A 24,494-nucleotide genomic window follows, 5' to 3' on the forward strand; every position below is an offset into this window, starting at 1 on the left:
AATTTGACATATTAGTTTTAAATTTTACTAGAGATATATTATTTTTTTTTTTTGTGGGGGGGGGGGGGGGGGGGGGGGGGGGGGGGGGGGGGGGGGGGGGGGGGGGGGGGGGGGGGGGGGCGAGCTCGCGGTTTATCAGGCTGGATCGGCGCCAGACGCTATGTAAATCAAGGCTTCTGCCTGGCGGGCGCTGTGGGAGCGGGAAGGGCAGATACAGAAAGCCCGGCGCTGGACCGGGCTAATTGTTAAATATTAGGCGGGGCTGAAAGTGCGCAGCCAATAGGCGATAAGGTTCCGATGTCCTGTCTTGGTAATGGCTTTGAGCGATGCCGGAAAGCATGTCGGCGAACTGGACGCATAGATTTTTTGAGCTGTCGCATGGGTAGGTTTTCAGGACTGTTGTAGTGTCCTTGGAAAACCACAGCTCAGTCTGCAAATAGTCACCTAGGCTGTTCCCGCTCTTCACTTTAATGCTTCTGTCGTCAGGGAAAAACAAGACCTCATCGGCCTTGGCCATCTCATCCAGCAATAGCATTTTTATCATGAAATTGTAGAGCTTGTTTGGGTCTAGACGGATGTGGGCAGCCACGTTTTCCTTCTTGGCCGTGATCGACATAAACTTGATTCCACCCTCTGACGCGGCCGCGGTGCGCTTAGCCATCTCAGCGAATGCTGCTCTCTCATCATGCAGCATGCGAGCCCACTTCTTTTCCTTGTCCGTAGGCCATTTAAATTTGTTGTATAGTCGACGCATGCCGCGCGCAGGGTCGTTGACCGATTGCTCGGAGACGATTAGGGCGGCGATCGTGAGGTATCGGCTGGAGCCCCCCTGTCTATAGGGGGCATCGAATTTCCAGCCTAGGTCGCCGCTCTCATCCAGGTAGATAAAACTTCTCGTCATGAGATGCGGGACTCGGGAATGGGTGGTGCAAACCCTGGGACTGGCGCCATTACATAGCGCTTACGATACAAATCATGCTTCGCAGCTATCCAGGCTTTACATGCACCGCTCTCGATTCTATAGATAACCGCTACCCCGGTCAATTGCTCCCCGATACCGCAATATCTACCACCCCGTCTAATCGACCATCAAGCCAGCACCGACCTCGGCCACTTGGCGTCTACGACTTTCCCAACAATCACCCACTCTCCATCCACTTCTACGGTAGGGAAGGCGGGATTAAGCGGCTTGAGATAAGCCCGGCCAGAATCCCAAACAAATTGCTTGAACGTCGCCTCGTTTGTGTCGGTCATTTTCGCAACGCAGTAGTTGCCGTTTTCAACGTCGAAGCCAGGCGCTACTAAAATTACCATCCCTTCCACGAATGAGATCCCACCTTGCGACGTCATGGACGGGCCGCGAACCTTGAGCCAAAAGCCGTTCGGGCCAGCCCAGGCATCGGATGGATGAGCCTCGCACGCCGCAACGTTCAATAGCTCCATGGCTTCCATAGCAGCCCCTGCCTGTACCCAGCTGATTTCTGGGTATTCAAAATATCTGGTCGGACCCAGAGTTGGCTCAACGTTGACGTCGACGCGATCTTCGCGACCTCCAAACATCAGCCAATCGGGAGAAACCTTGAGGGCCTTTGCGAGCTTCTCAACGGTAGGGCGCCTGGGACTGGAGCTCTCACCGGACAATATTCTGTTGATCGTCGGCTGAGGTACGCCGGATCTGCGCCCAGCTTCACTTTCGCTGAGGCCCAGTTCTGTGAGCTTCCTTCTGAGCCTGGAGCCGAAATCCATAGATCACCTAATACGCATACGCATGGAAAGAATTCTATTGCATAGATCTATTCGAATTCGTATGATTTGATATGCAGAATTTCATAGACAGGCAGTTTCCATGACAGTACAGGAAATGTTGATCCGCCTTTTCAAGCGCGGGATATCTCAAGCAGATGTTGCCCAACGGTGCGCTACCACCCAGCCGAGCATATCTCGTGCAGCCAACGGAGCCACCGTCCGTTATGAGGTTGGAAAAGCGATCGAGCTGCTCTTAGTCGAACTGGAAAACGGAGCAGATATCGCAGGCTGCGCCCTAACCTTGAATCAAACGATACCCGCACAACGCCACCATCAACAGGCGGGCTGTACCGCTGTTCAGGCATCCAGTACTACTCAGGCCATCTCCTGAATACCTGAGACTCCCAACATTTGTTGTCTGGCTGACATTCCTCCAGGCAACAAAAAACCCGCATGGAAGCGGGCTTTTGTCCACTCCCTGCCAGGGGAGCTTCGTAAATCTTCGTTCTAAGGGGAACGATATGTCACGTCGAGAAAATACCACCAGCTCATCACTGGCGCAACACTTACAGAAAATTCAACCCGTGAATTTTGAAGCTGAGTTCAGTGATGGCCAGCCCTTTTCGGTTGCAGCTGCGCTAAGCGAATCCAGCAGCCTTTTGTGTTCTGCAAAGGAGTTGCTCATCAAGCTCACCGAGCTGGGCCCGGTTGATGAAAGTTCAGCGATGGGAATTCTCTTCATCGTAACCGGAGCAAAGGCACTGCTTGATAGCACGCATGTCAGCGTCTGCCTCGCGGCCCAGCAGGAGTCTGGGCAATGAAAAAATCTAACTCAGCAACTCTTTTGATCGGCGACCCAATCAGTTTTGGCGACTGCTTGGCAATGGGTGATCACCAACTACTGGCTGTTACGTCGGATGGGAAAGTCGGCGAGGCCGTTTCAATGGCCGCAGACCTCTCCGAGGGGATGCGTAACTTGCTCCGTCACATGCACGCATCGACTAACTCTGGCGAGCTGGTGTTCTGTTCGGAACTCAAAAGCCTCGCGTTCATCAGCGACGCGGTTCTGGCTCTTACCCGATCTGCACAGCTGGCCATGTCCCGCGCTGAAAAGGAGGCGGGCCAATGAGCATTTCCATTCCAAACCTCAAACAGCTCGCGGAAGAGGCCGAGTTCCAGATGCTCGCGGCGAAGAACCTACTGGATTGGTTTTCGGCTCTCGCCCGGGCTATTTCACGGGACGTTGAGCACAACTCAGGCCGCGATGTAGCGGAGTTGGCGCAGCTCGCAACCTACCTGGGAGACACAGGTGTCCCCGGCACCGAGTCTGCCATCGAGATGTTCGGGAAGATCGCGCGAAGTGAATCCGCGCCACAAAATCCCGACATGCCAAATCGTGGCGCGGGAGGTGCGGCGTGAATCTGATCACCACCACCGCACTGACCATGTCGTCACTGGAAATTGCGGATCTGGTTGGCTCTCGTCACGACAGTGTGAAGCGCACCATCGAACGGCTTGTGGAAAAGCGCGTGATCGTCCAACCACCATTGGTGGACGGACAGACCACTGACTCAATCGGGCGCCCGCGCACTGAGTCCGTATATCAGGTGATCAAGCGCGACAGCTTCGTAGTGGTAGCGCAGCTGTGTCCTGAGTTCACCGCCGCGCTGGTCGATCGCTGGCAAGAGCTGGAAGGCAAGGCCGGCCGCCCAATGACTCAAGCCGAGATCACGGCGGCAAACGCCAACCAACTGGTTGAGGTTGAGCGTCAACAGCGTGAACAGCAAGTCGCGCTGGAGCGTATCGAGCGGAGGGTCGAGGTCATCGCCGAGCAACGCGCGTGGGATCACTGCCCGCAGAACTGCGTGCCGCTGGGGCGCATCAAGCAAAGCATGAACAAACGTTTCGGTTTGTCGGGGCTCACGGTGACGTTCGTGCTCCAGCAGTGGCCGCACATGCCCAAGCAAGCAGGGATGGTTCGTAACGGACACGAGGACGCGAAAGGCAGCCAATACGTGGTGTGGCACAAGACCGTGGGGGAAATTGTCACTCGTTCCTACCGGCCAGCCGGGGAGACCCTGCAATGAGCTTCCAAGCCATGGCGTGGGCAGTCGAGCAGAAGTTGCCTACTCGGGAGAAGTTCGTGCTTCTGATGTTGGCCAACAGAACCAACCATGATACCGGTCGCTGTGACCCCTCGCATCGGCGTCTGGCAGATGACTGCGGTATGAGCGCCTCGACTGTGAAGCGTGCCATCCAACAGCTGGAGGAAGACGGTTATTTGGTTATCGAAAACCGAGCATTCAATGCTGTGAAGCTACCGAACCAGTACCGGCTTTGCCTTGAAAGGGGGGTAGGGTCACACAGAACCTACCCGGTTCAGGATGAACCCACCGTAGGGTCACACAGACCCGAGGGGTTAGGTCACAGTGACCTGGGGGTAGGGTCACACAGACCTATAAAACAGGAATATAACCAGGAAGATAAAACAGGAAGTAAAACTGAAAAGCCTTCCGGCGACCTTTCGGCGCCGCCGACGAAGGCTGCCGTCTCGAACAAATCGGCGAAAAAGCCGAAGACGGAGCCAGCCGATTCTGATCGGCAGGAAGCTTGCCGCATGATCTGGTCCTCCTACGCGACGGCTTACTTCGCGCGGTACCGGACTGAGCCGGTGCGCAATGCCAAGATCAACACGCAGGTGAACGATCTGCTCAAGCGGCTGGGCAGCGTTGAGGCGCCTCATGTCGCGGCGTACTACGTGACGATCAATGACAGCTACTTGATCCGGAGCTGTCATGACCTTGGATCGCTGCTGGCAAAGGCGGAAGCCTACCGGACGCAGTGGGCAACCAACACGCAGGTGAATGGGGTTACGGCTCGGCAGATGGAAAACACCCAGGCCAATCTCAACGCCGCCGAACAGGCCAAAGCGATGATTCTGGAAGGAGGGCAGGGTAATGCTTTCCTCCGCCGATAAAATCGCTCTGGTCGAAGCTCTCTGCGTGACCGCAGAGGCGCTCGGCACCACTTTGAGCCCGAACACCGCTAAGACTATGGCCGACGATCTGGAGCAGTTCTCGGTGTCTGCGCTGGTTGACGCGCTGCAGCTCTGCCGCCGCGAGTTGAACGGCCGGTTAACGCTGGCAGCAATCATCCAGCGGCTGCAGTCGGCGGATGGGCGTCCTGGCCGGGACGAGGCTTGGTCCATCGGGCTGGCATCGAGCGACGAGACCGACACCGTTGTGATGACCGAGGAAATTCGCCTGGCGATGTCGGCGGCACAGCCAATTCTGACAGTGGGCGACAAAGTCGGTGCTCGCATGGCGTTCATGTCTGCCTACGACCGTCTGATCGCCGAGGCGCGGCAGAAAGGCGAGCCAGCGCGGTGGAGTATTTCCGCAGGCTTTGATCCACAGCGCCGCGTAGCCGCAATTCAACAGGCGGTACTGATGAAGCGCCTTGAACCGATGGCTGCAAATCTTGCGCTCGAAGGGCTTGGACAACCAGCCATCAGCGAAGACGGGCGTGCGATAGCCGGGCTGCTCACAGGGAGGGCTGCGTCGCCATCGCCCAAGGTCAGGGACCGCTTGCGGCAAATCCGCGATGAGATGAGGGAGCGGTCTGCGGAGCGCGAGGCTGATCGGCTTCGCATTCTGAGAGCCGAACGTGACAGCCACCTCGAGCGCGTTAACCAGCATATCGACAAGGCCGACCGGTTGCGGCAGGAGCGTGGTGATGAATAACCTAGGCCGGACCGTTCATGTGTCTATTACCGACGCGGAAATCCGCAAGCAGGCAGCCACCGGCGTCCGCCAGCTTCGCGATCCTCGCTATCCGCAGCTGCGCTTCCGCTATTCGACCGTCGACCGCGCCAAGGGCGTTTGGCATGTGGTGGTGGCCGGCAAGTGGGGCAAGGCCGGGAGTTATCCTGGGATCAACGCCAAGCTGATGCAGACCACGCTGCCGGACATCCTCGCGCGCCGAGCCGTGGACTCGACCGCGGCGTCGACCACCACTAGCTGGCGCACCGTCGGCGACGTGCTGACCTGGTACACCGATCGGATGACGCGGGACCGTGGCTTGTCGGCCAAGCGCAAGGCCAGCGCCCAGTCCGCGCTGCGCTGTCACCTGGTGCCGCGCCTGCAAGAGTTAGAGCTGGCCGGGCTCAATCGGTCCTCGCTCGACCGCCTGCTGATGTGGCCCATGCAGGAGAAATACGCGTTGTCGTTCGTGCGCTCGGTTTACGGCGTGCTGGCGGCGGCGTTTCGGCAAGCCGCCCGGTTGAAACTGCTCGACGTCAACCCGATGGCGGATCTGAAGTTCACCGACTTCGTCCGAACCCGGATCAGGCCCAAGGCCGCGCGCTTGCGTGGTGATGACCTTCCTCCGCTCCTACAGACATTCGCCGAGCAATTCGACGCCCTGCCGGTGCAGGCCATGCTGCCGCTGATGATGCTCTGTCACGGCACGCGCCTCGGGGAAACCCGGCTGGCCCGCTGGAAGAACCTCAACCTCGTGACCCGCCAGTGGTTCATCCCCGCCGACGACACGAAGACCAAGGCCGAGCACACTCTGCCGCTGACCGAACAGGCCTGCGCGCTCCTACAGCGATACCGCGCTCGACAGCACTCGACCGGTTACAGCGGGCCTTTCCTGTTTCCCGGCAGCAACGGGTCGGCATTGAGTGCCACCAAGGCGTGCACGGTGTTCACCAGCGTGAGCAAGGGTGAATGGTCGAGCCACGACCTGCGCAAGGTCGCACGCACCGCGTGGGCCGATCTGGGTGTCGATTACATGGTCGGCGAAATGCTGCTCAACCACGCCATGAAGGATCTGGACGCGACCTACATCCACACCACCGCCGAGGGCATGAAACGCAAGGCGCTTGAGGCATGGCATCAGCACCTAGACGGCCAAGGATTTGCCCTGCTGCACGGTGGGACATATGCGGGACAGCCAGCGGTGTGCACACGCGTGCAGCCCTTTGAATACGTGGCTTTCAGCGCAAACCAGCATCCATCCCAAGGGAGGAGCCATATTGAAAAAGGCGGCGCCCAAGCCCAGCCAGGAGACGGACATGAGTGAAGTAACTGCAGCATTACCACGTAAGATCCTGACCTCCGGCGAGCGGGATTTCCTGAAGCAAGGCAACCGCCTGTTGCTCGACAAACCCAACGGCCGGATCGGCGCCGCAGCGCTGATGGACCTTGTTGCTGACTGGGGCAACCACCGGGGGAGTCTCAACTTCCAGGCGTACGCCGGTCGGTGGATCACCGAAGGTCATGCAAAGAACAAGATCGCTGATCAGCTCCTGCGTGAGCTGTTTGGCCTGAATCAACCAGATCCGAGGAAAGCAGCATGATGATTCGTAAGCCGTTGGGACGGCCGTTGGGGGATACCGAATACCTGCTTGAGCAGTGGGGATGGTGGCGTATGGATGGGATGGGGGTGCCTAGCTACGCTTCGCCCATGTTTGCATTGATGCGCGATGCACTGCCGAGCCCTACGAAGTCTTACTGCATTACCGACGACTGGGCTGTGGGGCTCGATCGCGCGGTGGCCAGGCTTAGTACGCGCGACCAGCAGATGGGTGATGTCCTCTGGCTGTACTTCGGCGCCAAGTGGCCCATGCTGCGTGTCGGAAAGCATTTTCGCATTAGCGAGGCGAAGGCAAGAGAGCTGAAGCAGGCAGGGGTGGCGTGGGTAGACTGCGCAGTCGCAGGACTGCGCGACGCCGCCTAGCAAGCCTGCAATTGCTCTAAACCCGAAATTGCTCGGGGTGTACCGACCCCGGGCTACTGACCTAACTTCGGCGTCAGAGTGCGGCGAGAGTGTTTGTATTTCTCATCCAGCCACGAGACTAGGCTTTCGATTCTGTAGGGAGGACGTCCTGGGGCTGCTTCGAGTTGCTGGGTTAGCAGGAACCGATTGCTTTCAGTGAGTTGATACCCTCGTAATTCGAGATATGCCTCAATGAAGCGTTCTACCTGCCATGCCTCGGCAACCGATACGAATACGCTCTCCACCTTACCCGTGTGGTAGCGAGTTTCTGACTGCGAGGGCAACATGGCATATTCCAATTGATGTTAAGTAGCCACTATAGGCGCCTCGCTATTGGGTCACAATCATTCTGAGGAACGTACCGATGGCCGGTGCGCCGAGCCAATCATCGGGGCCAGGTTCCGTGCGAAAAAACACTTTTCCGCGCGGGATAACTCTGTTTTCATGGCACGGTGTTCAGCTGATTCAGCGCGACACCCAGACAGAGATTAAAAACCCGGCCACATTTGAGCCGGGTTTTTTATTCCTCAATTGGCGCCTGCGGCAGATCTGGCAAGGATTCACGTGGTGAATCCAGGCGAAAGCATCGGGATTTGATCTGTGGGCATTTATAAGCGTTTGGGTTGCGACTGCCTGGCCGGGGTTGCTGAAGTCCCGCTTTGGCAGCGCGAGTGGTCTGATCTGCAGATGACCAAACTCCCTCTCTCCTGTCGCTGAGCTGTCGCGCTGGAAATATCTATAAATCTTTCATCGCCGTTTGGTTATTATTTTGGAGCTTCACTTAACTCCTAAATTACGCAGATGATATCCATGAAGACGATTCTCGCTTTCCTTGCTCTTTGCTCCTTCGGGCTTGCAGCCAATGCTAATGCGGCAGACTTATCAGCAGCTATCGGGGCCACTAGCCAGGGTGGGGTGACTGCACGAACGGCTTTGGGCTTCAACTGGGATAAGTCCTGGTTGGAAAGCTCGTCGGGCAAGCTCACCGGCTATTGGGATCTGGGTTACACCTATTGGCAAGCTGGCGATGAAGCCGGTGGCCGTCATTCGATATCGCTTTCGCCGGTCTTCGTTTATGAGTTTGGTCAAGGTCAAATCAAGCCGTTCGTCGAGGCAGGCATTGGTGTTGCAATGTTCTCCAGCACCAACGCTGGTGACCAGAAAATGAGCACTGCCTTCAATTTTGAAGATCGGATCGGTGCTGGCTTGAAAATCGGCGAGACGCAGAAGGTGGGGATACGTGCGATCCACTATTCGAACGGGAGCATCAAAGAACCTAATGACGGTATCGAGTCGTTTTCGCTTTTTTACAGCCACACCATATGAACTGATTCCAGGCTAACTTTCAGTTCAAGACCCCGCTAAGTGCGGGGTTTTTAGTTTATGCGAGACGCCACACCTCGGGCTGTTTCTGGCGAAAGTGGCTTGGACGTCGATAGCCTGCAATGCTGCGTGCGGAAATAACACTGGCAGTCATTGGACCCTTCGCCTCGAGCGTCCTGGGCGGCTTTGGCGGACTGATGGAAAGACATCACCTAATTCGAGCCTCGGCATTTGCCGGGGCTTTTTTCATATGCCGATCCCGCAAGGGTGGACTGTCGGATGTCGACGATGCCGGAAAAAACACCTGACTTCTGGGCGCACGTCTGGCTGATCATCACGACGCCCCTCTGGCAAGGAGCGATCATGGCGGCAACGATCTCGTTATTGCGCGTGCTCTATGAAGGCAAAGAGGCCAATAAATGGCGCGTGGTGCTTGAGGCGCTGATTTGCGGTGCCCTGAGCCTGTCCGCCAGCAGCGTCATCGAATGGATGGCCTGGCCGTCCAGCCTGTCAGTCGCCGCTGGCGGCACCATCGGGTTCATCGGCGTGACGGCGATCCGGGAGCTGATCATCAGGTTCCTCGGTCGCAAGGCGGACTCAGTATGAACATTGAGCCCGTTGTCGCAGTAGCCAAATCCGTTTCCACGTTGCGCGCCATTGCCGCCGCCATCGTCATCGCCATCGTCATGGGCTTGCTGATCGCCATCCAACAGGTTCGCGTCGTCTCCCTACAGGGCGCCGTGACCGTTGAGCGTGATGCAAAGCAGCAGGCCGTCGATGCCAACAAGGAAAGCCAGGCCACGATCACCACGCTGAAAGCCGAAGCTGCTCGCAACGCCGCGTACGCCGCCGACTTGAACAAACGCATCAAGGCCAGCGAAGACAAGGCCAAGAAGGCCAAGAAGGATTTCGATGATCTCAAGCGCAACAGCAAACCGGTTCGTGATTGGGCTGCTCAGCCTTTGCCTGACGGCCTGCGCGGCAAAGCCGCAAGTGGTAACAAAAACCACGGCAATAAGACTGGAAGCCCCTGAGCTGATCCCCTGCGAGCGGGTCAATGCAGACGATACCGATTTACGTGACAACGGCGATGTATGGGAGCTGAAAGATCAGGCCATCAAGCTGCTCGACACATGCGCCGATCAGGTCGACGCCCAGATACTGCGCAGCAAAAGCAAATAGGGCGATGAGGCGACGTCATTCACGCAGGAGCTGAGCTCTTAGCGAGTCCTCGTAAAGCGTCAGCTGTGAATAGTCCAGTTGGTGATTCGGACCCCATTCACTCACTGGCAAAGCTAGAAGCTCGGCGAGTTGAATCTGAACGGCTTGGAGTGTGGCGATTACTACAGACTCGGGCATCGAGGAAGGTAGTAGTGAGACCGAGTGTGATGACATGAGCTGCTGCGCCTAACCAAATGCATAGCAGCATTAAGAATGCATGCTTTGGCTTTAACAACAGCGGTTCGTCGCTTAGCTGTTTCCCATAATCATGCCGGACACGACCATGCAAGCGCTCTCACTTTCGCGCGCTGCAGGTAGCTGACCAGCTCCGTAGGTTGAGGCGCACATGCCCCAGAGAACTCTCAAACCATGCGCCGCGCGAGCTTGCAATGCGCTGACTCGCAACGCCAAGTACTGCGACGCGCACCTGGATCTCTCCAAGGCATGGGGAACCAGGCAAGGCTCAGGCCGTGGCGGCCGGCCATGGCGCCGACTGCGGGACCAGGTTCTCGCGCGCGATCAGTACCTGTGCCGCTGCGAGGAGTGCGTGCAGCTTGGCCGGGTACGTGCTGCGACGGAGGTCGACCATATCGTGGCGTTGGCACAGGGCGGCACTGACTACCCAAGCAACCTCAGGGCGATTCATCACGACTGCCACAAGCTTAAGACCGCCCGCGAGGCACAGGCCGCCCGCGGCAGCGGCTGAGGCGGAGCGGCCTCGTGTGGCACGTCAGAGGTCCTTGTGGCACGCCAACTCCCCGACCGTTCGTCGGATATGCACCGTTTTGGGGCGGGGGAGGGTCGAAAGTCTAGGGGTTTACGAGGCGGACACCGCCTGCCCGTCGTTTTTTTACACCCGCGAAATATAAAACTCAGGAGTGGGCCCATGGCCGGGGTGAAGGGGAGGTCGGGCCGTACTCCCAAACCCACGGCCCAGAAGGTTCTCGCAGGCAATCCGGGCAAGCGAGCGCTCAACCATGCAGAGCCCCAGTTTTCAAAGATCACTCAGATCGACCCGCCCGAGTGGTTGAGCGAGCGCGCAGCCACGATGTGGAAAATGATCGTTCCAGAGTTGCTTCGCGAGAACGTGGTGGCCATCACCGATCTGCATAACGTCGAAGCATTCTGCAGCGCCTATGACAACTGGCGGCTCGCGCAAGAGTCGATCAAGCAGTTCGGCATTGTGGTGACCGGAGCCACTGGCGGCCCGATGAAAAACCCGGCCTTGACCGCGGCAAACGAAACGATGCGTCAGATGGTGACCTTCGGCGCGATGCTTGGGTTGGACCCGGCGAGCCGCACACGCCTTATCGGCGGCAACAAGGAAAAAGAAACCAACGAATTCGCCAAACTATTGAGTAGCTGATGACCAAACCATCCCACCCCAACGTCGACAAGGCGATGGCGTGGGGTCGGTCATTGCTGCGCGGCAAGGTACCGGCGTGCCGCTTCATTCATCAGGCGGTGCAGCGTCACTTCGACGACATGGCTGCCAGTCGTAAGCGTGGTTTCCGATTCAAGTTCGATCCGATAAAGGCTGAGAAGAAACTCAAGCTGATACAGCTCCTGCCTCATACAAAGGGCGAGTGGGCTTTCAAGCGGCAGCTGATCAGCCTGGAGCCTTGGCAGCTGTTCGGCCTGGCCGTCACATTTGGCTGGGTCAAAAAGAAGGGCGGGCATCGACGGTTCCGCGAAAGCTATTGGGAGGTACCCCGCAAGAACGGTAAATCCGTTGTCGCCGGCGGCGTGGGCATCAGCATGTTTGTCGCTGATGGCGAGCACGGCGCCGAGGTGTACGCCGGAGCGACCACGGAGAAACAGGCGTGGGAGGTTTTCAGGCCTGCGAAGCTGATGGTCAGCAAATCGCCAATGCTGGTCCAGGCGGCGGGGATCGAGGTCAATGCCTCGAACATGAATATCCCCTCCGACTTCAGCCGCTTCGAGCCGCTGATTGGCGACCCGGGTGACGGCGCTTCACCAAGTTGCGCGATCGTGGACGAATACCACGAGCATCGGACCTCGGCGCAGTACGACACGATGCTGACCGGAATGGGTGCAAGGCGTCAGCCGTTGATGTTCATCATCACCACCGCGGGCGCTGACATCGAAGGGCCTTGCTACGACAAGCGTCGCCAGGTCGTTGAGATGCTGGCCGGCACTGTACCCGACGACGAACTGTTCGGCTGGATATGGACTCTCGACGATGGCGATGACTGGACCGATCCGAAGATGCTGGCCAAGGCCAATCCGAATCACGGCGTGTCTGTGTTTCAGGAGTATCTGGAAAGCCAGCAGGCGAGGGCCATTCGTTCTGCGCGTTTCGCCAACACGTTCAAAACCAAGCATCTGAATCTGTGGGTAAGCGCCAAATCTGGCTTCTTCAACATGGAGCGCTGGAAGGCCTGCGAAGACACGACGCTGACGCTTGATCAGTTCGAGGGGCAGGAGTGGGTTGCTGGTTTCGACTTGGCACGCAAGCTGGACATGAACTCAAGGGCCCGTCTGTTTTGGCGCGTCATTGATGATCGAGTGCATTACTACAGCATCGCTCCGAAGTTTTGGGTGCCTGAAGACACCGTCTTCAACAGCGACAATCGGCGCATGTCTGAGCGTTTCCAAGCATGGATCAACTCGCAGCATCTGGACGTTACACCAGGCGCGGAAATCGACTACCGGGAAATCCTTGAGGACACCAAAGAGGCCAATCACCAGGCGCCTTTGCGAGAGTCACCCATCGACCCGCATGGTGCTACAGGCTTGAGCCATGACTTGGATGACGAGGGGTTCTGCCCCATCACCATCATCCAGAACTACACCAATATGTCGGACCCTATGAAGGAGCTCGAAGCGGCTATCGAGTCCGGACGATTCCACCATGACGGTAACCCAATCATGACCTGGTGTATCGGCAATGTGATCGGCAAGCACCTACCCGGTAACGACGACGTTGTGCGGCCGATCAAGCAAGGCGACGACAACAAGATTGATGGGGCGGTGGCGCTGATCATGACCATCGGCCGGATACTCGCGAACGTCGCGCCTAGCCGTCCGGTTGAAGACTTCCTAAATCAAACACTGAGCATGTAATGGCCGATACCGACTACAGCATTGACCTGCGCACTCGCAGCCCCTTTTGGGCGCGCATGGCGAGCTTCTTCGTAGGCGGACGGCTGACGACTCCCGAAAGGGGATCTCAGTCAGGCCCCGTCTCCGCGTCGGGAGCTGTCGGAGATTCGATCGTCACCGACGAAAGATCGCTGCAGATCGCTACGGTTTTCGCATGTGTGCGTCTGATCTCTACAGTGGCGGCCGGCCTTCCTTTGGATGTCTTTCAGACGAAAGACAACAACCGGTCGAAGGTGGGAATCGACAACCCACTGGCCAGGCTGCTGCGCTACAGCCCAAATCAGTACATGACGGCCGTTGAGTTTCGCGAAGCAATGACTATGCAGCTTTGCTATTACGGCAATGCCTATGCGCTGATCGAGCGCAACAGCGTTGGCGATGTGATCAGCCTCATGCCTCTGATGTCCGTCAACATGGATGTACGCATGGAAGGCAAGCGAATCGTTTACCGGTATCGGCGCGACACCGAGTTCGCTGATTTCAAGCACTCCGAGATATTTCATCTCAAAGGGTTCGGCTTCAACGGATTGGTGGGGCTTTCACCGATAGCCTTCGCAGCAAAGACCGCCAGCGTGGCTGTGGCCATGGAAGATCAGCAGCGTGACTTCTACGCTAACGGCGCGAAGTCGCCGCAAATCCTCATGACCGGCGACAAGATTCTGGACAAAGAGCAACGCAAGCAGCTCGGCGAGAACTTCAAGGAAATCGCAGGTGGCCCAGTCAAAAAGCGCTTGTGGATTCTGGAGGCTGGCTTCACTACGCAGTCAATCGGTGTCAGCCCGCAAGATGCGGAAACGATGGCCGCGCGCAAGTTCCAAGTGAGCGAGCTCGCCCGCTTCTTCGGCGTGCCCCCGCACTTGGTGGGTGATGTCGAGAAAACGACCAGTTGGGGTTCCGGCATCGAACAGCAGAACCTGGGCTTTCTTCAATACACTCTTTCGCCTTTCCTGAATCGGTGGGAATACGCCATTGAGCGCTGGCTTATAAAGCCAGCCGATCTTGGGCGCCTCCATGCTGAACACAACCTCGACGGCTTGTTGCGCGGAGACTCCACCGCCCGTGCTGCATACATGGGCACCATGGCAGATAAAGGGCTGCGAACAGTCAACGAACTCAGGCGCCTGGACAATGAGCCGCCACTACCTGGCGGCGATGTTGCAACACGGCAGTCTCAGAACGTGCCGCTTACTCAACTTGGACAAACAAACCCCGCCCCTGGCGGGGTTTAGTTTTTCTGGAGCTGCCAAATGTCAAACATTCAAAAGACCCTGGCCTTCGCCGAGGCTGAAATCAAATTTGATGCCAGCGGGAAGGTAGGGGTTTTCGAGGGGTATGCCAGCGTTTTCGATGTTATCGATTCGGATGGCGACATCATCCTTCCGGGCGCGTTTAAAAAAGCCCTGAACACGCAGAGCCGGCAGGTTGGCATGTTCTTCAACCACCAAACCTACGGGTTGCCTGTGGGCAAATGGCAGTCGCTTACAGAGGACAGCAAAGGCCTGATCGTTCGAGGCGAACTGACGCCAGGTCTTTCTGTTTCTAACGACCTGCGCGCCGCTATGGAGCACAAGACTGTCGAGGGGATGTCTGTCGGCTTCACCGTGATGAAAGACGACTTCGACATGATCCCCACCGGCCGCGCGTTTAAGAGTGTGGCCGCCCTTCGCGAGATAAGCATCTGCACGTTCCCAGCCAATGAGCTGGCAACTATTGAGTCCATGAAATCAATGGAGTCCATCACCACCATTCGCGACATTGAGCACTGGCTGAGGGATTCGGTCGGCCTGTCCAAGTCGCAAGCGCTGGGCCTTGTAGCCCGGATTAAGTCCGCAGTTCGGAGCGATTCCGAAGGTGGCGAAATCACCGCGATCCTGGATCGCCTTAAGTCCTTCCCATCTGTAGGAAAATAAACCATGTCCGAATTGGCTCAAATCCAAAAGGCTATCGAAGAATCGCAAAAGAACATGACTGAACTGTTCGATGCGCAGAAAAAAGAAATTACCGAAACCGGTGCGGTCAGTAAAAAACTGCAAACCGACCTTCAGTCCGTCCAGGAAGAGTTGACCAAATCCGGCACTCGCTTGTTCGACCTGGAACAAAAGCTTGCCGCGGGCAATCTGGACAACCCGGAAACGAAGAAATCCTTTGCAGAGCAAACGGCGATTGATCTTCAGAAGTCCTGGGACGGTAAGTCGTCGGGCAAGGTCGACGTCAAGAGCTTCAACAAGCAACTGGGCAGTACGGCAGGTTCCGCCGGCGCCTTGATCGAGCCACAGCGCAACGCTGGTATTTTGATGCCGGGCCTGCGTCGTCTCACCATTCGCGACTTGCTCGCTCAGGGCCGAATCAGTACGAACTCGCTGGAATATGTTCGCGAGAACATCTTCACCAACAGCGCGGGGCCTGTTGCGGAAGGCAATCTGAAGCCCGAGTCGAACCTGACTTTCACCAAGGAAACGGCGAACGTCAAAACCATCGCTCACTGGATCCAGGCCTCGCGCCAAGTGATGGACGATGCGCCAATGCTCGAGTCGTACGTGAACAACCGGCTGCTGTTCGGCCTGGCTTTGGTCGAAGAAGGCCAGTTGCTGAACGGTGACGGCACCGGTGACAACCTGACCGGCCTGAACAAGGTGGCGACTGCGTACGACGCAACGCTGAACGTGACCGGTGACACACGCGCCGACAAGATTGCTCACGCGATCTTCCAGACCAGCGAATCTGAGTTTGAAGCGTCCGGCATCATTCTCAATCCGCGTGACTGGCATGCAATTGCGCTGCTGAAAGATGCTGATGGTCGCTACATCTTCGGCGGTCCAGCTGCCTTTGCAGCCAAGGTTATGTGGGGGCTGCCGGTTGTTGCTACCAAAGCCCAGGCCCTGGGCACGTTCACCGTGGGCGGCTTTGATCTGGCTTCCCAGGTCTGGGACCGCATGGACGCGACTGTCGAAGTGAGCCGCGAAGACCGTGACAACTTCGTCAAGAACATGCTGACCATTCTGTGTGAAGAACGCTTGGCCCTGGCTCACTACCGGCCAACCGCAATCATCACCGGTCCTTTCGCAACCGCAGCTTAATCGAGGGCGGGGCAGGCAACTGCCCCATTAGTACTGATGATCAAGATTCGCGCGCTGCGCCAGTTTTCGCATTACTACGCCGGAAACTTCAGTCAGTTTGAGGTCCGCGAAGTCAAGGAAGAATACGCCGAGGCATTGGTCGGATTGGAGCTGGCAGAGGTGGTTGAGGACGATCCAGCTCAAGACCTGCCGCCGAAGAAAGGGTCCAAAAAATGACCATAGCCGTTGCCGACTTGCTCAGCCTCAATGTCATTCGTCTGCATCTTCGAATTGATCATACGGACGAAGACGAGTTGATCCTGCTGTACGCGGAGTCGGCACTGGCTTGGGCCTTGTGGTATTGCGATAACCCATTGCTGGTTGCCGCATCCGACATACCGGCATCATTCAAAGTCGCACTGCTGCTTCTCACGGCTCATTCCTACGAAAACCGAGAGGCCGTCGCCTCGGGCGCTGCGCTGGAAACGCTGCCGTTGGCGGTCGACTCCTTTCTATGGAGCTCGCGCAACTTCCGCGATGCACCCGAACCGGACGAAGAAAATGACATACCAGGACCTTGGTGCTGGCGACCTTAATCGGCGCATTACGATTCAACGAAGAACCGATTACCCGGCCGAAGACATGGGTCTTGATTCGGTGCTCACGCTGCCCAGGGAGCGATGGGCAAAGATCGAGCCCGTGGGCACGGCCGTATATGCCAACGGAGTGCAAACCGACAGAAAAATTACCCACCGGGTTTTTGTTCGGTACCTGCAAGGAGTTACCGAGGCAGATGAAATCGCGTCGGAGGGCTGTATCTATGCGGTGCGTCGTGTCGCTGCCATGAATGGCGGCCGCCGATTCACCGTGCTCGAGGTCGAGGAACTTGGCTTAGAACAGCCTGGAGGAAGCCTATATGGCTAGACCTGCAGCCTATCTGCACTTCGGCGAGTTCGACAGCTACGGCAAGCTCGACTTCGACAAGAAGGAAATCCGCAAGGCCATGCGCAAGGCTGGCGTGCTGGTGCGCGCCGAGGGCCGAAAGCTGGTCAGCAAGCGCGCAGTGTCAGGCAAAGGCCAGTACCCCGGCATGCGCAAAGGCAGGCTGCGCCGTTCGATCACATACCGGGTTAGCCGTGCCGGCTTCCTGGTAAAGATCGAACCGCAGAAGACCGCCGACATGAAGGACTTCTACCCGGCTTACCTCTGGTACGGAGTGCGCCGCGGTGCCAAGCGTGGCAAGTCCCATAAAAAGCAGGAAGCGACCGGAGCATGGCGGATCGAACCGCGCGAGAACTACATGGTCGACGCGCTCAACAACAGCAAGGACGCCGTGCGCTCGATCCTCAAGCAGGCCTTTGCCGCCGCTCTGCGCTGATCAACGAGACAACCAATGAAAATCACTCCTGTGGTGCTGCACCTGCGGCAGCGCTGCCCGCTGTTCGGTGGGCGCGTGGCGGGCGGCATCGACTTCGATGCCGTGAAGGCCAGTCAGCAAGTTGATCGGCCTGGGGCGTTCGTCATCGCGACCGGTGATGACGCAACGGACAACGACCTACAGAACGGCATACGCCAAGACATCACGGACGCTTTTGACGTGGTGGTCATCCTGGGTGCGAAGGATCAGCGCGGGCAACTGGCGGTGGACGTGCTCCACGACATACGCGCCGATCTGTGGCGCGCTTTGGTCGGCTGGAAGCCTGGCGCCGAGTACGAACCCGTCACCTACGACGGTGGGGACTTGGTTCAGATCGACCGGGCGCTGGTGATCTACCGCTATTCCTTCGTGACTGCTTTCCAGCTGGGCCGCAATGCGTCAACGGATCCTGCCGAGACCTGGCATGAGCTTGAGCTCGACGGCTTGCCCAAGCTGGAGGGCATGGACATCAACGTGGACTGCATCGACCCGGCAGACCGCAACCTCGAATACCCCGGCCCGGATGGGCGTATTGAAATTCAACTCAAAGAGGAACTGCCATGAACCGCATTACTGTGGTGCCGGCCAAGGGGCGCGCGGTGCCCGATCCGGAAACCGGGGAACTCCTGTTGCTCGAAGGTCGGGATGTGCCCGATGACGCTTACTGGCGCCGCCGTCTTGCTGATGGCGACGTCGTGATCCCTAACCCGCCCGCCAAAGAGGTCGCGACCAAATGAGCGTAGGATTTCAACAGATCCCCGCGGATATCCGCGTGCCGCTGTTCTATGCGGAGATGGACAACTCGAACGCCAATAGCGCGTCGAGCGCGCTGCGCCGCCTGATCGTGGGTCAGGTCAACGACCTGTCCACCGCCGATGAAATCGGCAAGCTGGTGCTGGTGTCGAGCCTGGCCCAGGCCAAGACGATCGGCGGCCAAGGCTCGATGCTCGCGGCGATGTACGACACCTGGCGTCAGAACGACCTGGTGGGCGAGATCTGGTGTTTGCCGGTCAAGGCCAGTGCCGGTGCTGCGGCGGCGGGCAAGGTGACCATCACCAACGCTGCCACTGAAACCGGGCTGATCAACCTGTACGTGGCGGGTGTGCGCGTTCAGGCGACTGTAGCCTCTGGTGCTGCAGCCGCCGTCGCGGCCGCAGCGTTGGCTACCAAGATCAACGCTGCGGCCGATCTGCCGGTTACCGCTGCTGCGGCAGCGGGTGTGGTAACGCTGACGTCCAAGTGGCTGGGTGACTCCGGCAACGATATCGGCCTGAGCCTGAACCGTCTGGGCAAGAGCAATGGCGAATTCACCCCGGCGGGCCTGACCGTTGTGGTAGCGCCAATGTCCGGCGGCGCGGGCACCCCCGATGCCACAGCCGCCCTTGCCGCGCTCGGCGACGCACCGTTCGAGTTTATTTGCGTACCCTGGGCCGACACCACCACCCTGGACGCATGGAAAATTGCGATGGGTGATGCCAGTGGCCGCTGGTCCTGGGCCAAGCAGCTCTACGGTCACGTCTACAGCGCCCTGCGCGGCACGCTTGGCACCCTGGTAGCAGCCGGTCAGCCGCGCAACGACCAGCACATGACCATCTTCGGCTTCGAAGCGGGCGTTCCTCAGCCATTCTGGCGCGTGGCCGCTGCTGGCGCTGCACGTCAGGCGGTGTTCCTGTCCGCCGATGCCAGCCGGCCAACCCAGACCGGCGTGCTGGTGGGAATTGATCCCGCGCCTGAGGGGGCACGCTTCACGCTGACCGAGTTCAACTCGCTGCTGCAATACGGTATCGCGACCTTGTTCTTTGAAGGCGGCTATGTGCGCATCCAGCGTGCGATCACCACCTACCAGAAAAACGCCTACGGGCAGGCTGACGACTCTTATCTGGACAGCGAGACGATGCACCAGAGCGCGTACATCGTGCGCCGCCTCAAAGGCATCATCACCAGCAAGTACGGTCGCCACAAGCTGGCCAGCGACGGCACCCAGTTCGGCGATGGTCAGCCAATCGTCACGCCCAACGTGATTCGCGGTGAGCTGATCAGTGAATACGGCAACATGGAGCGCGACGGCCACGTCGAGAACTCGGCGCTGTTCGCCCAGTACTTGATCGTGGAGCGCGACAGCAAGAGCCCGACGCGCATCAACGTGTTGTACCCGCCGGATTACGTGAACGGGCTGCGCATTTTCGCGCTGCTCAACCAGTTCCGCCTGCAGTACACCGCCGAAGCAGCGTAACGCTGTCCCGTTTTCAAGGCCCGCCACGAGCGGGCCTTTTTATTTGGAGGCCCACTCATGGGGCAGAAAGTTGCTGGTACCTGCTACGTCAAGGTTGACGGCACGCAGTTAACCCTCAAGGGCGGCGTGGAAGCACCGCTCATGGACAAGACGCGGGAGACCGTGGTCCCTGGATTTTTCAAGGAGGAGGACAAGGCGCCCTGGCTCAAGTTCTCCGCGGTGCACACAGCGAACTTCCCGCTCAAGGCTTTGACCGAGGGGACGAACATGACCATTACTGCCGAACTCAAGAACGGCAAGGTCTACACACTTTCCGGCGCCTACCTGGTGGATCAGCCGAGCTCCAACGGCGAGGAAGGCACCATTGAACTGCAATTTGACGGCGTTAAAGGGGTATGGCTGTGAGTGAAGAAAAGCAGGTTGTTGACCCGAACGCGCCGATCAAGTTGAGCGCCCCGATTCAGGCGCATAGCGAACAACTCACTGAGTTGGTGCTGCGCCGCCCGACGTCGCAGGAAGCCCGCGCGATCAAAGCGTTGCCCTACAAGATCGATGCAGACGAGGCGGTTTGCCTGGATCTGGATGTGTCGGCCAAGTACATCGCCGTGTGCGCCGGCATTCCGCCTTCGTCGGTGAATCAGCTGGATCTGGCGGACCTCAACAAACTCGCCTGGATGGTGGCAGGTTTTTTCATGACCCCGGCGTCACCAGTCTCGAAGACCTGATTTCTCTGGTCTACGACCTGGCCTATTTCTGGAAGGTTGACCCTGAACAGATGATGGCCAGGCCGCTGGATATCTTTCTTGAATCGCTAGCTCAGGCGCAGCGGATCAATCGCGCGTTGCAGGTGGACTGATGGCAGATCAATTTCAGCTCAAGGCACTGATCACCGGTGTCGACAAGCTGTCGCCAACGCTGGCCGGCATTCGCAAGAACGTTGCCAACTTCCGCAAGGGCCTGCAGAACACAGGTCTGGGCAATCTCAGTTTCAAGGAGGTCATCACCGGCGGCGCGCTGGCAGCGCCGTTCGTGATGGGGACGCGCGCAGCGATAGAGTTCGAATCGGCGATGGCCGACGTGCGCAAGGTAGTCAACTTTGACGCGCCCAGCCAATTCAAGGAGATGGGCGACGACATCACCAAAATGTCGGAACGGCTGCCGATGGCCGCCAATGACATCGCCAAGATCGTTGCAGCGGGCGGGCAGTCAGGCATTGCCCGGGGAGAACTTCTGGGTTTTGCACAAGACGCGGTAAAGATGGGCATCGCGTTTGACCAGACCGCTGAGCAAAGCGGCGACATGATGGCCAAGTGGCGGACCTCCTTCAAAATGACCCAAGCCGAGGTGGTCGGGCTCGCTGACAAGATCAACTACTTGGGGAACACCGGGCCGGCCAATACCAAGCAGATTTCCGACATCGTTACTCGCGTCGGGCCGTTGGGGGAAGTCGCGGGCGTAGCGTCGGGTCAGATTGCGGCGCTGGGCGCGACTATGGCTGGCACGGGTGTCGAGCAGGAGGTGGCCGCAACCGGCATCAAGAATTTCATGCTGGCGCTTACCAAGGGCAGCGCCGCGACGAAGACTCAGTCAAACGCGATGAAGTCGCTCAGATTGAACTCGAAAACCGTGGCGGCAGGAATGCAGAAGGATGCTCAAAGCACGATGCTCCAGGTGCTCAAACGTATTGCTGAGGTTGATGCAGTCAAGCGCCCAGCGCTGCTGACCAATCTCTTCGGCACTGAGTCCGTTGCTGCAATCTCGCCACTGCTAACCAATCTAGGGCTACTCGAGAGCAACCTGAAAAAGACCGGTGACGCTTCGCAGTACGCCGGCTCAATGGAGGCCGAATACGCTTCGCGTGCGGCCACGACTGAAAACAATTTGACGCTGATGCGAGGTTCTTTGAACCGGGCGAGCATAGCGTTGGGCCAAGCATTTTTACCCCCGCTAAATGCCGTGATCAATAAGCTGCGGCCCTTTATCAGCCATGTGGGCGACTTGATTCAGGCCAGCCCTGCGTTTGTCAGAGGACTCGCCATGGCGGGCGTCGCTTTCACTGCCATTCGCGTGGGCGCGGTAGCCGCAACTGTCGCCACCAGGCTGTTAGGGCTTGCGTTTTCAGCGACCCCGATCGGCATTGCGGCGGTGGCTATTGCCGCCGCTGTCGGTGTGATCGTCGCAAATTGGGACACCCTGGCGCCGTACTTCGAGCAGCTGTGGGAAAGCATCAAGGGCCCGGCAATGGCGGTGTGGGGCTGGATGAAAGAGTTGTTCAAGTGGTCGCCAGTGGGACAAGTCATTGCCAACTGGGAGCCCATCAGCGAATTCCTCGGAGCGCTCTGGGACGTCATTAAGGCCGCCGCTGTGTCCACGTGGGACTTCATGAAGGCTGCTTTCAACTGGGCACCCATGACGGTCATCGCTCGCAATTGGCAACCGCTGTCGGAGTTTTTCAGCGCGCTGTGGGACGTCATTCGCGCCCTGGCTGCGGTTGCCTGGGAAGGCATCAAGGACACCATGGCGGCAGCGTGGGGATGGATCAAAGAGCAACTGGGCTTTGATCCGGTGCAGATCGTCACCGAGAAGTGGGAACGACTGGTGGCTTACTTCAAGGGCCTGTTCGAGAGGATTCGGCCTTACATTCAGCCGCTGATGGAGGCAGGTGACTGGGCCAACCAGAAAACCGAAGCGGCCACGGGCTGGGTCAAGGGAAAGGCTGCGCAGGTCAGCAACTTTTTCTCGAAAAGCGACCCTACCGCGCTGTCTGGCGGTGTGATCAATAACGGCACGCAAGGGCTCAGGCACTTCGCAGCGGGCATCAGTCAGCAGCCTGTGCCCGTGGTTGCAGCAGATGGCATTAAACAGGCTGCGCCTGTCGCTGCGGCGCAGGTCCCTCGGCAGGCAGCGCCAGTCGTCACCGCTGGGCTCAGTCAGCCAAAAGATTCCGTGACAGCCGGCAGTAGCCTTGGGTTTGAGCGCCCGTTGCCACTTATGCCCGGCGCAATACTGCCGGCACCGGGCAATTTGCTCGCGGGTGCGTCAGGCAAGTCGCAACTGAACGGGGAGCTGGTTATTCGACTGGAGGGCGAGACTCGCGGCGTGCGGCCTCAACCGGCAACGACCGATCAGCCCGGGCTCAAGATCAGCACCAATGTCGGTTATAGATCCCTTTCTGGAGCGCAATAGATGGCCGATACCTGGCGCGAGCAGTTATTGCCGGCGTCGTTTCGGGGCGAGACGTTTCTCATCGAGGATACGTCGGTTCCAGTGGGGCGCAAGGTTCAGCTTCACGAGTACCCCAAGCGAGACGAGTCGTTCGCCGAACAGATGGGCAAGGTCGCCCGCGTGCACAAGGTCAAGGCCTACATCATCGGCGATGATTGTTTCCAGCGCCGGGACAAGTTGCTCAAAGCCCTGGAGACCGAGGGGGAGGGGACACTTGTTCATCCCTGGCTTGGGCAGTTGCAGGTTGTGCCCGGTGCTTGTGAGATGGCCCACAGCCGCCGAGAGGGCGGCATGGTCACCTTCGACCTGACTTTCTATCCAGGCAACGCCCAGACAAACCCATCGGTGCGTGCCAACACCGCGCGCATGGCGGGGCAGACCTCGGCCAGCTACTGGAGCGCCGCGCTGGGGCGTTACAAGTCGGCAATGGCCGCGGTGGATACCGCGCGCATCAACCTGATCGGCCTGCAGAACACGGTCACCGGTGCGTTCGGCGTCATCACGGGGCAGTTCTCCCCGCTGGGCAGTGCAATCGGGTCCGCGCGATCGCTGGCCCAAATGCTGACCAATTCGCCTGGCGCGCTGTCGAGCTTATTCAGCGGCTATTTCAGCGACCTGGGCCAGTCCTCGGCAAAGAGTTCGAGCGTTGCGGCGTCGAGCGGTACCGGATCATCTTCCGGTGCAAGCGCCGGCGGGACGTCCGGTGGCGGCACCAGCGGCAGTGACGTCGATACATCCGCCTCGGCATCCGTGACGAGTGCCACGAGCACCACCAGCGCTGGCGCATCGATGTTCAACAGTTACACCGATGCGGTAGGGATAGTGTCCAGACAGGCGGAGGATGCGGCCAGCATTGATACGGTCATGGCGGGCAGCGGGGCTGATACCACGGCTGCGGCGCAGGCGCTGGCCAATCTTGTGCAGGATGCGGTCCTGGTGCAGGCAACCGCGACGATCGCACAAATGCCTGTGCTGACCCCAGCTGCCAAGGATCAGTCGACGGCGTCACTGCAACAGCAAGTCGTCGAGCCCGTGGCGCGAGCCGAGGTGCCGGTGGCCGACGAGGTGGTTGCTGTAAGGGACGCACTAGATGCGGTGTTCTGGCAGGCCGCTCTCAAGGCTGACGCGACCTTTTACCCCGCCATCAATGAGGCACGCCAGCAGGTATCCAAGCACCTGACGGCGGTCGCCGCTTCCGGTGTTCAACTGGTCAGCGTCACCCCGCTCCAAACCGTGCCGGCGGTGGTGATGGCTTATCGGCGTTTCGGCGACGCGACTCGCGAGGGTGAAATCGTGCAACGCAACAAAATCAATCACCCGGGCTTTGTGCCTGCCGCACCCCTTCAAGTAGCCAGGGAGTAACCGC

Annotated in this window: 32 protein-coding genes; 30 read left to right on the forward strand and 2 right to left on the reverse strand. The window is 58.6% G+C overall.

Annotated elements, in window-relative coordinates; all coding sequences use genetic code 11:
* Positions 1 to 238: 238 nt before the first annotated feature.
* Complete coding sequence (locus EC919_RS23790) at positions 239 to 901, reverse strand: DUF3800 domain-containing protein (RefSeq protein WP_133776764.1); 663 nt, start codon at positions 899 to 901, stop codon at positions 239 to 241.
* 188 nt (positions 902 to 1,089) lie between these two features.
* Entirely contained in the window at positions 1,090 to 1,746 is a 657-nt protein-coding gene (locus EC919_RS23795) for a LexA family protein (protein ID WP_133776765.1), read from the reverse strand.
* Between the two features lie 521 nt (positions 1,747 to 2,267).
* Here EC919_RS23795 and EC919_RS23805 point away from each other — a divergent pair.
* The 30 genes from EC919_RS23805 (at position 2,268) to EC919_RS23955 (ending at position 24,490) form a co-directional block, all read left to right on the forward strand.
* On the forward strand, positions 2,268 to 2,567 hold the full coding sequence (locus EC919_RS23805; protein ID WP_133776767.1) for a hypothetical protein: 300 nt from the start codon (positions 2,268 to 2,270) through the stop codon (positions 2,565 to 2,567).
* On the forward strand, positions 2,564 to 2,875 hold the full coding sequence (locus EC919_RS23810) for a hypothetical protein (RefSeq protein WP_133776768.1): 312 nt from the start codon (positions 2,564 to 2,566) through the stop codon (positions 2,873 to 2,875). The genes EC919_RS23805 and EC919_RS23810 overlap by 4 nt, the downstream gene beginning before the upstream one ends.
* On the forward strand, positions 2,872 to 3,165 hold the full coding sequence (locus tag EC919_RS23815; protein ID WP_133776769.1) for a hypothetical protein: 294 nt from the start codon (positions 2,872 to 2,874) through the stop codon (positions 3,163 to 3,165). Before EC919_RS23810 ends, EC919_RS23815 begins: the two co-directional genes overlap by 4 nt.
* Positions 3,162 to 3,833 carry a Rha family transcriptional regulator gene (locus tag EC919_RS23820; protein WP_133776770.1) on the forward strand — a complete coding sequence of 224 codons (672 nt, stop codon included), beginning with the start codon at positions 3,162 to 3,164 and terminating at the stop codon, positions 3,831 to 3,833. The genes EC919_RS23815 and EC919_RS23820 overlap by 4 nt, the downstream gene beginning before the upstream one ends.
* Positions 3,830 to 4,723 (forward strand): helix-turn-helix domain-containing protein, encoded by an 894-nt coding sequence (locus EC919_RS23825; protein WP_243842326.1) that lies wholly within the window; start codon positions 3,830 to 3,832, stop codon positions 4,721 to 4,723. The genes EC919_RS23820 and EC919_RS23825 overlap by 4 nt, the downstream gene beginning before the upstream one ends.
* Positions 4,704 to 5,489 carry a hypothetical protein gene (locus EC919_RS23830; RefSeq protein ID WP_133776771.1) on the forward strand — a complete coding sequence of 262 codons (786 nt, stop codon included), beginning with the start codon at positions 4,704 to 4,706 and terminating at the stop codon, positions 5,487 to 5,489. Before EC919_RS23825 ends, EC919_RS23830 begins: the two co-directional genes overlap by 20 nt.
* On the forward strand, positions 5,482 to 6,831 hold the full coding sequence (locus tag EC919_RS23835; RefSeq protein WP_133776772.1) for a tyrosine-type recombinase/integrase: 1,350 nt from the start codon (positions 5,482 to 5,484) through the stop codon (positions 6,829 to 6,831). The genes EC919_RS23830 and EC919_RS23835 overlap by 8 nt, the downstream gene beginning before the upstream one ends.
* Positions 6,824 to 7,108: a hypothetical protein gene (locus tag EC919_RS23840; protein WP_133776773.1), complete on the forward strand. Its 285-nt coding sequence runs from the start codon at positions 6,824 to 6,826 to the stop codon at positions 7,106 to 7,108. The genes EC919_RS23835 and EC919_RS23840 overlap by 8 nt, the downstream gene beginning before the upstream one ends.
* Positions 7,105 to 7,488 (forward strand): antiterminator Q family protein, encoded by a 384-nt coding sequence (locus tag EC919_RS23845; protein WP_208295012.1) that lies wholly within the window; start codon positions 7,105 to 7,107, stop codon positions 7,486 to 7,488. The genes EC919_RS23840 and EC919_RS23845 overlap by 4 nt, the downstream gene beginning before the upstream one ends.
* 849 nt (positions 7,489 to 8,337) lie before the next feature.
* The gene (locus tag EC919_RS23850) at positions 8,338 to 8,853 is read left to right on the forward strand and encodes an acyloxyacyl hydrolase (RefSeq protein ID WP_133776774.1); all 516 of its coding nucleotides are present in this window, start codon (positions 8,338 to 8,340) and stop codon (positions 8,851 to 8,853) included.
* A 276-nt stretch (positions 8,854 to 9,129) separates the two neighbouring features.
* A complete protein-coding gene (locus tag EC919_RS23855) occupies positions 9,130 to 9,456 on the forward strand; it encodes a phage holin, lambda family (protein WP_133776775.1) in 327 nt (108 codons plus the stop codon).
* A 41-nt stretch (positions 9,457 to 9,497) separates the two neighbouring features.
* Positions 9,498 to 9,884 (forward strand): hypothetical protein, encoded by a 387-nt coding sequence (locus tag EC919_RS23860; protein ID WP_133776890.1) that lies wholly within the window; start codon positions 9,498 to 9,500, stop codon positions 9,882 to 9,884.
* On the forward strand, positions 9,844 to 10,032 hold the full coding sequence (locus EC919_RS27500; RefSeq protein WP_243842327.1) for a hypothetical protein: 189 nt from the start codon (positions 9,844 to 9,846) through the stop codon (positions 10,030 to 10,032). The genes EC919_RS23860 and EC919_RS27500 overlap by 41 nt, the downstream gene beginning before the upstream one ends.
* 385 nt (positions 10,033 to 10,417) lie before the next feature.
* A complete protein-coding gene (locus tag EC919_RS23870; RefSeq protein WP_133776776.1) occupies positions 10,418 to 10,777 on the forward strand; it encodes an HNH endonuclease in 360 nt (119 codons plus the stop codon).
* A gap of 180 nt (positions 10,778 to 10,957) precedes the next feature.
* Entirely contained in the window at positions 10,958 to 11,437 is a 480-nt protein-coding gene (locus tag EC919_RS23875) for a phage terminase small subunit P27 family (protein ID WP_133776777.1), read from the forward strand.
* A complete protein-coding gene (locus tag EC919_RS23880; RefSeq protein WP_133776778.1) occupies positions 11,437 to 13,158 on the forward strand; it encodes a terminase large subunit in 1,722 nt (573 codons plus the stop codon). The genes EC919_RS23875 and EC919_RS23880 overlap by 1 nt, the downstream gene beginning before the upstream one ends.
* Complete coding sequence (locus EC919_RS23885) at positions 13,158 to 14,426, forward strand: phage portal protein (protein WP_133776779.1); 1,269 nt, start codon at positions 13,158 to 13,160, stop codon at positions 14,424 to 14,426. The genes EC919_RS23880 and EC919_RS23885 overlap by 1 nt, the downstream gene beginning before the upstream one ends.
* Positions 14,427 to 14,444: 18 nt before the next feature.
* Complete coding sequence (locus tag EC919_RS23890; RefSeq protein WP_133776780.1) at positions 14,445 to 15,107, forward strand: HK97 family phage prohead protease; 663 nt, start codon at positions 14,445 to 14,447, stop codon at positions 15,105 to 15,107.
* A 3-nt stretch (positions 15,108 to 15,110) separates the two neighbouring features.
* On the forward strand, positions 15,111 to 16,274 hold the full coding sequence (locus tag EC919_RS23895) for a phage major capsid protein (RefSeq protein WP_133776781.1): 1,164 nt from the start codon (positions 15,111 to 15,113) through the stop codon (positions 16,272 to 16,274).
* Positions 16,275 to 16,310: 36 nt separating this feature from the next.
* Entirely contained in the window at positions 16,311 to 16,490 is a 180-nt protein-coding gene (locus tag EC919_RS23900) for a hypothetical protein (protein WP_133776782.1), read from the forward strand.
* On the forward strand, positions 16,487 to 16,849 hold the full coding sequence (locus tag EC919_RS23905; protein WP_133776783.1) for a head-tail connector protein: 363 nt from the start codon (positions 16,487 to 16,489) through the stop codon (positions 16,847 to 16,849). The genes EC919_RS23900 and EC919_RS23905 overlap by 4 nt, the downstream gene beginning before the upstream one ends.
* Positions 16,815 to 17,177: a phage head closure protein gene (locus EC919_RS23910; RefSeq protein ID WP_133776784.1), complete on the forward strand. Its 363-nt coding sequence runs from the start codon at positions 16,815 to 16,817 to the stop codon at positions 17,175 to 17,177. Before EC919_RS23905 ends, EC919_RS23910 begins: the two co-directional genes overlap by 35 nt.
* Entirely contained in the window at positions 17,170 to 17,631 is a 462-nt protein-coding gene (locus tag EC919_RS23915) for a hypothetical protein (RefSeq protein WP_133776785.1), read from the forward strand. The genes EC919_RS23910 and EC919_RS23915 overlap by 8 nt, the downstream gene beginning before the upstream one ends.
* A gap of 15 nt (positions 17,632 to 17,646) precedes the next feature.
* Positions 17,647 to 18,234 (forward strand): phage tail terminator protein, encoded by a 588-nt coding sequence (locus EC919_RS23920; protein WP_133776786.1) that lies wholly within the window; start codon positions 17,647 to 17,649, stop codon positions 18,232 to 18,234.
* Positions 18,231 to 18,407 (forward strand): DUF2635 domain-containing protein, encoded by a 177-nt coding sequence (locus tag EC919_RS23925; RefSeq protein ID WP_133776787.1) that lies wholly within the window; start codon positions 18,231 to 18,233, stop codon positions 18,405 to 18,407. The genes EC919_RS23920 and EC919_RS23925 overlap by 4 nt, the downstream gene beginning before the upstream one ends.
* Positions 18,404 to 19,903, forward strand: coding sequence for a phage tail sheath subtilisin-like domain-containing protein (locus tag EC919_RS23930; RefSeq protein WP_133776788.1), 1,500 nt, complete (start codon positions 18,404 to 18,406; stop codon positions 19,901 to 19,903). The genes EC919_RS23925 and EC919_RS23930 overlap by 4 nt, the downstream gene beginning before the upstream one ends.
* Before the next feature lie 57 nt (positions 19,904 to 19,960).
* Positions 19,961 to 20,308 carry a phage tail tube protein gene (locus EC919_RS23935; protein ID WP_133776789.1) on the forward strand — a complete coding sequence of 116 codons (348 nt, stop codon included), beginning with the start codon at positions 19,961 to 19,963 and terminating at the stop codon, positions 20,306 to 20,308.
* Positions 20,305 to 20,628 carry a phage tail assembly protein gene (locus tag EC919_RS23940; protein ID WP_243842328.1) on the forward strand — a complete coding sequence of 108 codons (324 nt, stop codon included), beginning with the start codon at positions 20,305 to 20,307 and terminating at the stop codon, positions 20,626 to 20,628. The genes EC919_RS23935 and EC919_RS23940 overlap by 4 nt, the downstream gene beginning before the upstream one ends.
* A gap of 130 nt (positions 20,629 to 20,758) precedes the next feature.
* Positions 20,759 to 23,089 (forward strand): phage tail tape measure protein, encoded by a 2,331-nt coding sequence (locus EC919_RS23950; RefSeq protein ID WP_133776792.1) that lies wholly within the window; start codon positions 20,759 to 20,761, stop codon positions 23,087 to 23,089.
* Entirely contained in the window at positions 23,090 to 24,490 is a 1,401-nt protein-coding gene (locus EC919_RS23955) for a DNA circularization protein (RefSeq protein WP_133776793.1), read from the forward strand.
* Positions 24,491 to 24,494 lie beyond the last annotated feature (4 nt).

The organism is Pseudomonas graminis (assembly GCF_004364335.1).
In the GTDB taxonomy this organism is placed as follows: Bacteria; Pseudomonadota; Gammaproteobacteria; order Pseudomonadales; family Pseudomonadaceae; genus Aquipseudomonas; species Aquipseudomonas graminis_D.

Excerpts from the sequence above, each read along its gene's own strand:
- EC919_RS23790 (WP_133776764.1), bottom strand. The coding sequence starts at position 901 with ATGACGAGAAGTTTTATCTACCTGGATGAGAGCGGCGACCTAGGCTGG.
- EC919_RS23795 (WP_133776765.1), bottom strand. The coding sequence starts at position 1,746 with ATGGATTTCGGCTCCAGGCTCAGAAGGAAGCTCACAGAACTGGGCCTC.
- EC919_RS23805 (WP_133776767.1), top strand. The coding sequence starts at position 2,268 with ATGTCACGTCGAGAAAATACCACCAGCTCATCACTGGCGCAACACTTA.
- EC919_RS23810 (WP_133776768.1), top strand. The coding sequence starts at position 2,564 with ATGAAAAAATCTAACTCAGCAACTCTTTTGATCGGCGACCCAATCAGT.
- EC919_RS23815 (WP_133776769.1), top strand. The coding sequence starts at position 2,872 with ATGAGCATTTCCATTCCAAACCTCAAACAGCTCGCGGAAGAGGCCGAG.
- EC919_RS23825 (WP_243842326.1), top strand. The coding sequence starts at position 3,830 with ATGAGCTTCCAAGCCATGGCGTGGGCAGTCGAGCAGAAGTTGCCTACT.
- EC919_RS23830 (WP_133776771.1), top strand. The coding sequence starts at position 4,704 with ATGCTTTCCTCCGCCGATAAAATCGCTCTGGTCGAAGCTCTCTGCGTG.
- EC919_RS23835 (WP_133776772.1), top strand. The coding sequence starts at position 5,482 with ATGAATAACCTAGGCCGGACCGTTCATGTGTCTATTACCGACGCGGAA.
- EC919_RS23840 (WP_133776773.1), top strand. The coding sequence starts at position 6,824 with ATGAGTGAAGTAACTGCAGCATTACCACGTAAGATCCTGACCTCCGGC.
- EC919_RS23845 (WP_208295012.1), top strand. The coding sequence starts at position 7,105 with ATGATGATTCGTAAGCCGTTGGGACGGCCGTTGGGGGATACCGAATAC.
- EC919_RS23850 (WP_133776774.1), top strand. The coding sequence starts at position 8,338 with ATGAAGACGATTCTCGCTTTCCTTGCTCTTTGCTCCTTCGGGCTTGCA.
- EC919_RS23855 (WP_133776775.1), top strand. The coding sequence starts at position 9,130 with ATGTCGACGATGCCGGAAAAAACACCTGACTTCTGGGCGCACGTCTGG.
- EC919_RS23870 (WP_133776776.1), top strand. The coding sequence starts at position 10,418 with ATGCCCCAGAGAACTCTCAAACCATGCGCCGCGCGAGCTTGCAATGCG.
- EC919_RS23875 (WP_133776777.1), top strand. The coding sequence starts at position 10,958 with ATGGCCGGGGTGAAGGGGAGGTCGGGCCGTACTCCCAAACCCACGGCC.
- EC919_RS23880 (WP_133776778.1), top strand. The coding sequence starts at position 11,437 with ATGACCAAACCATCCCACCCCAACGTCGACAAGGCGATGGCGTGGGGT.
- EC919_RS23885 (WP_133776779.1), top strand. The coding sequence starts at position 13,158 with ATGGCCGATACCGACTACAGCATTGACCTGCGCACTCGCAGCCCCTTT.
- EC919_RS23890 (WP_133776780.1), top strand. The coding sequence starts at position 14,445 with ATGTCAAACATTCAAAAGACCCTGGCCTTCGCCGAGGCTGAAATCAAA.
- EC919_RS23895 (WP_133776781.1), top strand. The coding sequence starts at position 15,111 with ATGTCCGAATTGGCTCAAATCCAAAAGGCTATCGAAGAATCGCAAAAG.
- EC919_RS23900 (WP_133776782.1), top strand. The coding sequence starts at position 16,311 with ATGATCAAGATTCGCGCGCTGCGCCAGTTTTCGCATTACTACGCCGGA.
- EC919_RS23905 (WP_133776783.1), top strand. The coding sequence starts at position 16,487 with ATGACCATAGCCGTTGCCGACTTGCTCAGCCTCAATGTCATTCGTCTG.
- EC919_RS23910 (WP_133776784.1), top strand. The coding sequence starts at position 16,815 with ATGACATACCAGGACCTTGGTGCTGGCGACCTTAATCGGCGCATTACG.
- EC919_RS23915 (WP_133776785.1), top strand. The coding sequence starts at position 17,170 with ATGGCTAGACCTGCAGCCTATCTGCACTTCGGCGAGTTCGACAGCTAC.
- EC919_RS23920 (WP_133776786.1), top strand. The coding sequence starts at position 17,647 with ATGAAAATCACTCCTGTGGTGCTGCACCTGCGGCAGCGCTGCCCGCTG.
- EC919_RS23925 (WP_133776787.1), top strand. The coding sequence starts at position 18,231 with ATGAACCGCATTACTGTGGTGCCGGCCAAGGGGCGCGCGGTGCCCGAT.
- EC919_RS23930 (WP_133776788.1), top strand. The coding sequence starts at position 18,404 with ATGAGCGTAGGATTTCAACAGATCCCCGCGGATATCCGCGTGCCGCTG.
- EC919_RS23935 (WP_133776789.1), top strand. The coding sequence starts at position 19,961 with ATGGGGCAGAAAGTTGCTGGTACCTGCTACGTCAAGGTTGACGGCACG.
- EC919_RS23950 (WP_133776792.1), top strand. The coding sequence starts at position 20,759 with ATGGCAGATCAATTTCAGCTCAAGGCACTGATCACCGGTGTCGACAAG.
- EC919_RS23955 (WP_133776793.1), top strand. The coding sequence starts at position 23,090 with ATGGCCGATACCTGGCGCGAGCAGTTATTGCCGGCGTCGTTTCGGGGC.